General features: G+C 68.2%; 9 protein-coding genes. 5 read left to right on the forward strand and 4 right to left on the reverse strand.

Translation table 11 applies throughout. From position 1 onward, the window contains the following. Window positions 1–1,173, forward strand: a 1,173-nt coding sequence (locus AC2VOU_RS09760) for a DEAD/DEAH box helicase (protein WP_486957189.1), incomplete at its 5' end; no start/stop codon positions are given. Window positions 1,174–1,241: 68 nt separating this feature from the next. Then, a complete protein-coding gene (locus tag AC2VOU_RS09765) occupies window positions 1,242–1,991 on the forward strand; it encodes a DUF4333 domain-containing protein (RefSeq protein ID WP_486957190.1) in 750 nt (249 codons plus the stop codon). A 1-nt stretch (window position 1,992) separates the two neighbouring features. On the opposite strand, the gene AC2VOU_RS09770 is transcribed toward AC2VOU_RS09765, so the two are convergent. After that, window positions 1,993–2,943, reverse strand: a complete 951-nt coding sequence (locus tag AC2VOU_RS09770; protein ID WP_486957191.1) for a 5'-3' exonuclease — start codon at window positions 2,941–2,943, stop codon at window positions 1,993–1,995. Window positions 2,944–2,973: 30 nt separating this feature from the next. On the opposite strand from AC2VOU_RS09770, the gene AC2VOU_RS09775 reads away from it, so the two are divergent. Next, complete coding sequence (locus tag AC2VOU_RS09775; RefSeq protein WP_486957192.1) at window positions 2,974–4,104, forward strand: M24 family metallopeptidase; 1,131 nt, start codon at window positions 2,974–2,976, stop codon at window positions 4,102–4,104. Window positions 4,105–4,157: 53 nt separating this feature from the next. Further along, a complete protein-coding gene (locus tag AC2VOU_RS09780) occupies window positions 4,158–4,823 on the forward strand; it encodes a GNAT family N-acetyltransferase (RefSeq protein ID WP_486957193.1) in 666 nt (221 codons plus the stop codon). A gap of 4 nt (window positions 4,824–4,827) precedes the next feature. On the opposite strand, the gene AC2VOU_RS09785 is transcribed toward AC2VOU_RS09780, so the two are convergent. After that, entirely contained in the window at window positions 4,828–5,241 is a 414-nt protein-coding gene (locus AC2VOU_RS09785; protein ID WP_486957194.1) for a F420-dependent biliverdin reductase, read from the reverse strand. Window positions 5,242–5,276: 35 nt separating this feature from the next. On the opposite strand from AC2VOU_RS09785, the gene dprE2 reads away from it, so the two are divergent. Beyond that, window positions 5,277–6,026: a decaprenylphospho-beta-D-erythro-pentofuranosid-2-ulose 2-reductase gene (gene dprE2 / locus AC2VOU_RS09790; RefSeq protein WP_486957196.1), complete on the forward strand. Its 750-nt coding sequence runs from the start codon at window positions 5,277–5,279 to the stop codon at window positions 6,024–6,026. A 382-nt stretch (window positions 6,027–6,408) separates the two neighbouring features. Here the strand turns inward: dprE2 and AC2VOU_RS09795 are convergent, their stop codons facing one another. After that, window positions 6,409–6,810, reverse strand: a complete 402-nt coding sequence (locus AC2VOU_RS09795) for a type II toxin-antitoxin system VapC family toxin (protein ID WP_486938369.1) — start codon at window positions 6,808–6,810, stop codon at window positions 6,409–6,411. Then, on the reverse strand, window positions 6,807–7,047 hold a 241-nt coding region (locus AC2VOU_RS09800), incomplete at its 5' end, for an AbrB/MazE/SpoVT family DNA-binding domain-containing protein (RefSeq protein WP_486957197.1). The genes AC2VOU_RS09795 and AC2VOU_RS09800, both read right to left, overlap by 4 nt.

Below are 7,047 nucleotides of genomic sequence, written 5' to 3' on the forward strand. Positions count from 1 at the left end.
GCCCGGCTGCGGGAAGAGATCAGCCAGTACGAGCGCGCGCAGGCCCGCGCATCACGCCTGCAGCGTCGTCAGGCGATCAACGACGCGCTATCGACGCTGCGCAAGGGGGACATCATCACGATCACGCACGGGCGGCGCGGCGGGCTGGCAGTCGTCCTGGAGGCGGCCCGCGACGAGTCCGACCCGCGACCCTTGGTGCTCACCGAAAACCGTTGGGCGGGAAGGATTTCCTCAGCGGACTATTCCGGGGAGTCGGCGCCTGTCGGATCGATGACGTTGCCGAAGCGCATCGAACACCGGCAACCGCGGGTTCGCCGCGACCTGGCGTCGGCGCTGCGTTCGGCAGCCGCCGGACTGCCGGCCTCCGGCGGCCGCAGCGGCAAACGCCCCGAAGGCCGCGACGCCGACCCCGAGTTGGCGGCGCTGCGGGAGAAGATGCGTCGTCATCCCGGCCACCGCGACGCTGATCGTGAAACGCGGATGCGGATCGCCGAGCGCTACCTGCGGATCGAGCGCGACAACGCGGCGCTGGAGAAGAAGGTCGCCGCCGCCACCAACTCGTTGGCCCGCACGTTCGACCGGATCGTCGGGCTGCTGACCGAGCGCGGTTTCATCGCGCTCGACGGCGGCCGTCCCACGGTGACTGACGACGGCCGCCTGTTGGCCCGGATCTACAGCGAGAGCGACCTGCTGGTTGCCGAGTGCCTCCGCGCCGACGTGTGGACCGGGCTCCAGGGCGCCGAACTTGCGGCCGTGCTGTCGTCGGTGGTGTATGAGACCCGCGGCGGAGATGGACCCGGGGCGCCGCGCAACGACCGGGTGCCGACGCCGAAGCTGCGGCAGGCGCTCACGCAGACACGCCGACTCTCGGCACAGTTGCGCGCCGACGAGCAGCGCCACCGCATCACGCCCAGCCGCGAGCCGGACGACGGTTTCGTGGCCGCCATCTACCGTTGGGCCAGCAGCGGCGACTTGGTCACCGCCTTGGCCGCCGCCGACAGCGAGGGCACCGGCTCGGCCCTGTCGCCCGGCGATTTCGTCCGGTGGTGTCGACAGGTACTGGATCTGCTGGACCAGGTGCGCAACGCCGCCCCGCAACCCCAGCTCAGAACCGCAGCCAAACGCGCGATCGACGCGATTCGGCGCGGCGTCGTGGCGGTTGACGCCGGGTAGGCTGAGCCGAGGTTACGGTTGCCTACGGCGACCGATGCGATGACTGCAACCAGGAGGATTGAGGCACGATGAGCGGACCGCAGGGATCCGACCCGACGCAGGGGTGGCAGCCGCCGCAGGGCGAAGGTCAGCAATCCGGCGAGGATCAGCTCCAGCAGGCCTCACCGTGGCAACAACAACCAGGTGGTGAGCAGGGCTGGCAGGTCGCGGGCGGCGAACAGCAAACCTGGCAGGCGCCGGCCTATACGCCCACCGAGTACGGGCAATATCAGCAGCCGCCGGTGCAGTACTACCCACCGACGCAGTACCCCCAGGCCTACCCGCAGCAGGGGCAGTACCCCGGTCAGCCCGCCGCCTACGCACCGCAGCCGGGCCAGTACGGCCAGCAGCCGGGCCAGTACGGCCAGCCCGGTCAGTACGGCCAGTACGGCCAGCCCGGCCAGTACCCGGGCCCCTATGGACAGCCGCCGGCCGGGCCGAAGCGCTCGAAGAAGACGGTCGGCACCATTGCCGGTGTCGTGGCGGCCGTCGCCGTCGCAGTGATCCTGGTGCTGGGCTTTTGGGCGCCCGGATTCTTCGTCACCACCAAGCTCGATGTCGGCAAGGCCGAGGCCGGTGTGCAACAGATCCTCACCGACGCCACGAACGGGTACGGCGCGAAGAACGTCAAGGACGTCAAGTGCAACAACGGTCAGAACCCGACCGTCAAGAAGGGGCAGACCTTCGACTGCGACGTCAGCATCGACGGCACCAAGCGGTCGGTCACCGTCACATTCCAGGACAACAAGGGCACCTACGAAGTCGGCCGGCCCAAGTAGGTCACAATGCGTCGAGTGCTTTTTGCAGACGGGCGATCGACGACCCGACGCCCAGTTGGGTGGCAAGCTCGGCCACCCGGGGCGGATCGGCCGCCGCCAGGGGCAGTGCATCGCTGTCGGTAGAGAAGGTGACCGGCGCGTCAATCGCCACGCGGACCACCGGTCCGGCCGCCTCGATGTAGTCGGCCGCTGATCTCAGTTTGGTTCTAACTCCTTTGGCCAGTGCCGATTTCGGATCCTCGACGGCGGCCAGGATGGCCTCCAGTGAGCCGTGCTGTGCCAGCAGTCTCGCCGCGGTCTTCTCGCCGACCCCGGGCACACCGGGCAGCCCGTCGGATGGATCGCCGCGCAGCAGGGCCAGTTCGGCGTAGGCCTCGCCAGCCCGTTCGGCCGGCACGCCGTAGCGTTCGGCTACCTCGGCGGGGCCCAGCAGTGTCGCGTTGGTCAGGCCGCGGCCGAGGTAGAGCACCCCGATGGCGACCGGTTCGTCGCGGACCACCTGCAGCAGGTCGCGGTCGCCGCTGACGACGATCACCGGATCGTGGCGCTCCCGGGCGGCCAGCGTGCCGATCACATCGTCGGCTTCGTAGCCGTCGGCGCCGCCGGTGCAGATGCCGAAGGCGTCGAGAATCTCGGCGATCATCTCGACTTGCGGTGACAGGTCGTCGGGTACCTCCTCGGCATCGGTTCGCCCGCTTGGGTTTTCCTCCTCGACCCGGTGCGCCTTGTAGGACGCGATGGCCTCGACGCGAAACTGCGGGCGCCAGTCCACATCCAGGCAGACCACCAGCCGGCCGGGTTGGTGTCGGGTGATCACGGTGGCGACGGAGTCGAGGAAGCCGCGGACCGCGTTGACCGGCCGACCGTCGGGAGAGGTGATCGAGGTGGGGACGCCGAAGAAGGAGCGAAACCACATGCTGGCGCCGTCGAGTAGCAGCAGCGGTGCGGACATGCCCGTCATCCTGCCAGTAGCCTGGCACGCATGAGTTCTCACCGGTTCGATGCCGGCGTTTACCGCCGCCGGGTGGCAGCCGCGACGGCGGCCACCGAGAAAGCGGGCCTGGCCGGTCTGGTGATCACGCCCGGCTACGACCTGCGCTACCTGGTCGGCTCGCGGGCGCAGACCTTCGAACGACTCACCGCGCTGGTGCTGCCGGTCTCCGGTGACCCGACGCTCGTCGTGCCGCGGCTGGAGTTGGCGTCGCTGAAGGAATCCGCGGTGGCCGAACTCGGTGTGGTGGTTCGCGATTGGGTCGACGGCGCCGACCCCTATGCGTTGGTTGCCGCCGCGGTGGGTGGTGCCCCGGCGGCGACAGCGGTCACCGACTCGATGCCGGCTCTCCACCTGCTGCCGCTGGCCGACGGGCTCGGTGTGCTGCCGGTGTTGGCCACCGACGTCTTGCGGGAACTGCGGATGGTCAAGGACGACGCCGAGATCGACGCGCTGCGTGAAGCAGGCGCCGCGATCGACCGGGTACACGCCCGGGTTCCGCAGTTTCTGGTGCCGGGCCGAACCGAGGCCGACGTCGCGGCCGATATCGCCGAAGCCATTGTCGCCGAGGGCCATACCGAGGTGGCGTTTGTCATCGTCGGCTCCGGCCCGCACGGCGCCGACCCGCACCACGAATACTCCGACCGCGAGATCCAGGTCGGCGACATCGTCGTCGTCGACATCGGTGGCCCGTATGCCCCTGGCTACAATTCCGACTCGACTCGCACCTACAGCATGGGCCAGCCTAAACCCGAAGTGGCACAGTGCTATTCGGTTCTGCAGCGGGCGCAACGAGCTGCCGTCGAGGCGGTGCGCCCCGGGGTGACCGCCGCGCAGGTCGACGCCGCCGCCCGCGACGTGCTTGCCGAGGCCGGGCTCGCCGAGTACTTCGTGCACCGCACCGGCCACGGCATCGGGCTGTCGGTGCACGAGGAGCCCTACATCGTTGCGGGCAACGACCTACCGCTCAAGGCCGGCATGGCGTTCTCTGTGGAGCCGGGAATTTACTTCCCCGGTCATTGGGGGGCCCGGATCGAAGACATCGTGGTCGTAGGGGAGCGCGGCGCCCAGTCGGTAAACCACCGGCCACACGAACTGATCGTGGTGCCAGTTCAGACCTGAGTCCACAGCAACGCGGCAGGCGCAGAACACACCTGGGGTACTACGCTAAAACCATGACCGACCACGACCGCGCCGCCGCCCGCAGAGAGATCACCAACGCGCTGATGAACGCGCTGGAACGACGTCACGAAGTGCTCGACCTGATCGTGGAGGCCGACGACCGGCCTGCGGCGGTGGATCGCATCGCGGAGTTGCTCGGCACCTCGCGGCTGGGCGCCGAAGCGGTGATCGGGATGTCGTTCGACCAGTTGACCAAGGACTCGCGTAAGAAGATCGTCGCCGAGCTCGAAGACCTGAACAATATTCTGAGTTTCACCTTCAAGGACCGCCCGGCCAGCGCCGGCGAAACCCTGGCGCTGCGGCCGTTCTCCGTTACCGCCGACCGCGATATCTTCTCCGTCCGGACCGAGGAGATCGGCGCCAAGGGCGACGGCTCGGGCGCCCCTGCCGGCGGGGTCGAAGACGAAATCCGTTCGGCGCAAGAGCGTATTGACGCCGAGGAAGCGGCCTGGTTCGTCGCGGTTGATGGCGACGAGAAGGTCGGGATGGTGTTCGGCGAGTTGAACGGACACGAGGTGCACGTCCGTATCTGGATTCACCCCAACTACCGGCACCGCGGTTACGGCACCGCCGCGCTGGCCAAGTCGCGGCCGGAGATGGCCGCTTATTTCCCGGCGGTGCCGCTGGTGATCCGGGCGCCGGGCGCGACCCTGGTCTAGAGGCTTACTCGGTCTTGCGGGTCAACAGATCTGACGATCCCAGCACTCGCTCCACGTGCACCTCGATGACCACCCGGCGCGGGTTCTCCCGAGGTGTGCGGTAGCGCTGGGCGTAGCGCAGTTCCGCGTCGCGCACCGCGTCGGTGTCGCCGTTGACGCTCGCCCGGCCTTCCAGCGACAGCCAACGGGCGCCGTCGACCTGGCTGAGGACCGCGACCCCGCCGCGGTCGGCGTTGACCGCCTTCTGCGAGCCGCCGGTGGTGATCACCCGGGCGAGGTGCGTTTTCGGGTCGAACGTGAAACCCACCGCCACCACGTGCGGCGAGTTGTCGGCACGCAGCGTGGTCAGCATGGCGAGGTGACGCTCGGTCAGAAATGCCAGCGCATCGTCGGTCAGCCGAGCCGTGGAGTTCGCCATCATCGCCTACGCTAGCGCAGGAGATAATCGCAACCGTGGACGACACGGGCGCGCGCACGGTGCTGATTCTGGGTGGCCGCAGCGAAATCGGCGTCGAACTCGCCGTGCGGCTTGCGCCGCACTCGTCGATCGTGCTGGCGGCCCGCAACGCCGACCGGCTCGCCGACGAGGTTGCGGCGATTCAGGCGGCCGGGGCGGCAAACGTGTCGACCCTCGAATTCGATGCCGACGACATCGAATCGCACGGTCCGCTGGTCGATTCCGTCGTCGCCGAGCACGGCCCGATCGATGTTGCGGTGTTGGCGTTCGGGATCCTCGGCGACCAGAGCCGCGCCGAGACCGACGCCGCGCATGCAGTGGCGGTGGTGCATACCGACTACGTCGCGCAGGTCAGCTTGCGCACTCAGCTGGCCGCCGCGATGCGCCACGCCGGTCGCGGGGCGCTGGTGGTGTTCTCCTCGATCGCCGGCGCTCGGGTGCGTCGGGCCAACTACGTCTACGGGTCGGCCAAGGCCGGCTTGGACGGATTCGCCAGCGGGCTCTCCGATGCGCTGCACGGAAGCGGGGTGCGGTTACTGCTGGTGCGGCCCGGGTTCGTGATCGGCCGGATGACGCAGGGCATGACGCCGGCGCCGCTGTCCAGCACCCCGGCGCAGGTGGCCGCGGCGACGGCGCGGGCGCTGGCCAAGGGCCGACGCACGGTGTGGATTCCGTGGGCATTGGGGCCCGTTTCGATCGTGTTCGCGCTGCTGCCGCAGTTCGTCTGGCGCAGGATGCCGCGTTGAGATGTCACCCCCGCAGTGTCAGAACGGCGGTGGCTCGTCGTGGGCCACGATGGGCGCTGCGGGCGCGCGTGGCCGCTTCCGGTTGCGGCCACGCTGCTCGGCCTGCGTAGCTGGCCCGATTCTGTGCGCGCGGGCGTCGGCGCTTGGGCATCTTCGCAGTGCGGTCGGGGCGGTGTGATCGCTGCGGGGGTTCCAGAATCGTCCCGGTGGGCGCGCACAGGCTGGGGAACAGCACGGCGCTGTCCAGAAGACGGTGCCGCCGGGAGTTGCTGGTCGTGCCGCCCCAGAACGTTTTGATCAAATGATGAAGGCGGCGCAGGCATTTCAGCTTTCTTGCAAGTCGGGAACCTACCCCCTCGCGGTGGGCGTCGCCGTCATCGGCTCAGACCGGCGGTGGTTCAATCCGTTCAACTGTGGCGACGCGGTCGATGGATCGGTCGAAAGAGGCCACCCTCCCGACTCCGGTGCTCTCGGCGCAAGCGACGAGGTAGGACTCCGCGAAGTCAATCCGGTCAGTCTCGTAAACTGCGATTGCACGCAAAAGAAGCGCTGGGTCCACGCAGGCAATCGAGTTGAATGCGATGAGCGACCTCATGGCTTCGGCAACCTGCTGGCGGGGTGCTTGGTAAAAGGACTCCAATACGTACACAGTCTCAGCCACGATGAGGTCGGTCAGCAATAACTCTCGTTCGGTCCGGAGGTAGGCGGTCGCGCGGGCCGCCATCGTGGGTGGGTCGCCCGTGAGATGACGGACGAGGATGTTGGTGTCGATGATCGCGGTCAACGGCGGTCCGAAGCTCGAGCGGTCCTGGTGCGACGGAGCAGCTCATCCCAGGACATGTTGCGTTTCGCCGTCGGCACCGGGACCGTTGCCGCCAGGCTAAGAAAGTCTGGTGTCCGGGCCAACACCGCTCGATTGCCTTCCACTCGGAAGATGACGTTGTCGCCTTCCTCAAGGCCGAGCGCATCTCGCACTGCCTTTGGAACGGTTACCTGCCCCTTTGATGTCAGCTTGGCAGCA

Source organism: Mycobacterium sp. TH-M25, from assembly GCF_057473665.1.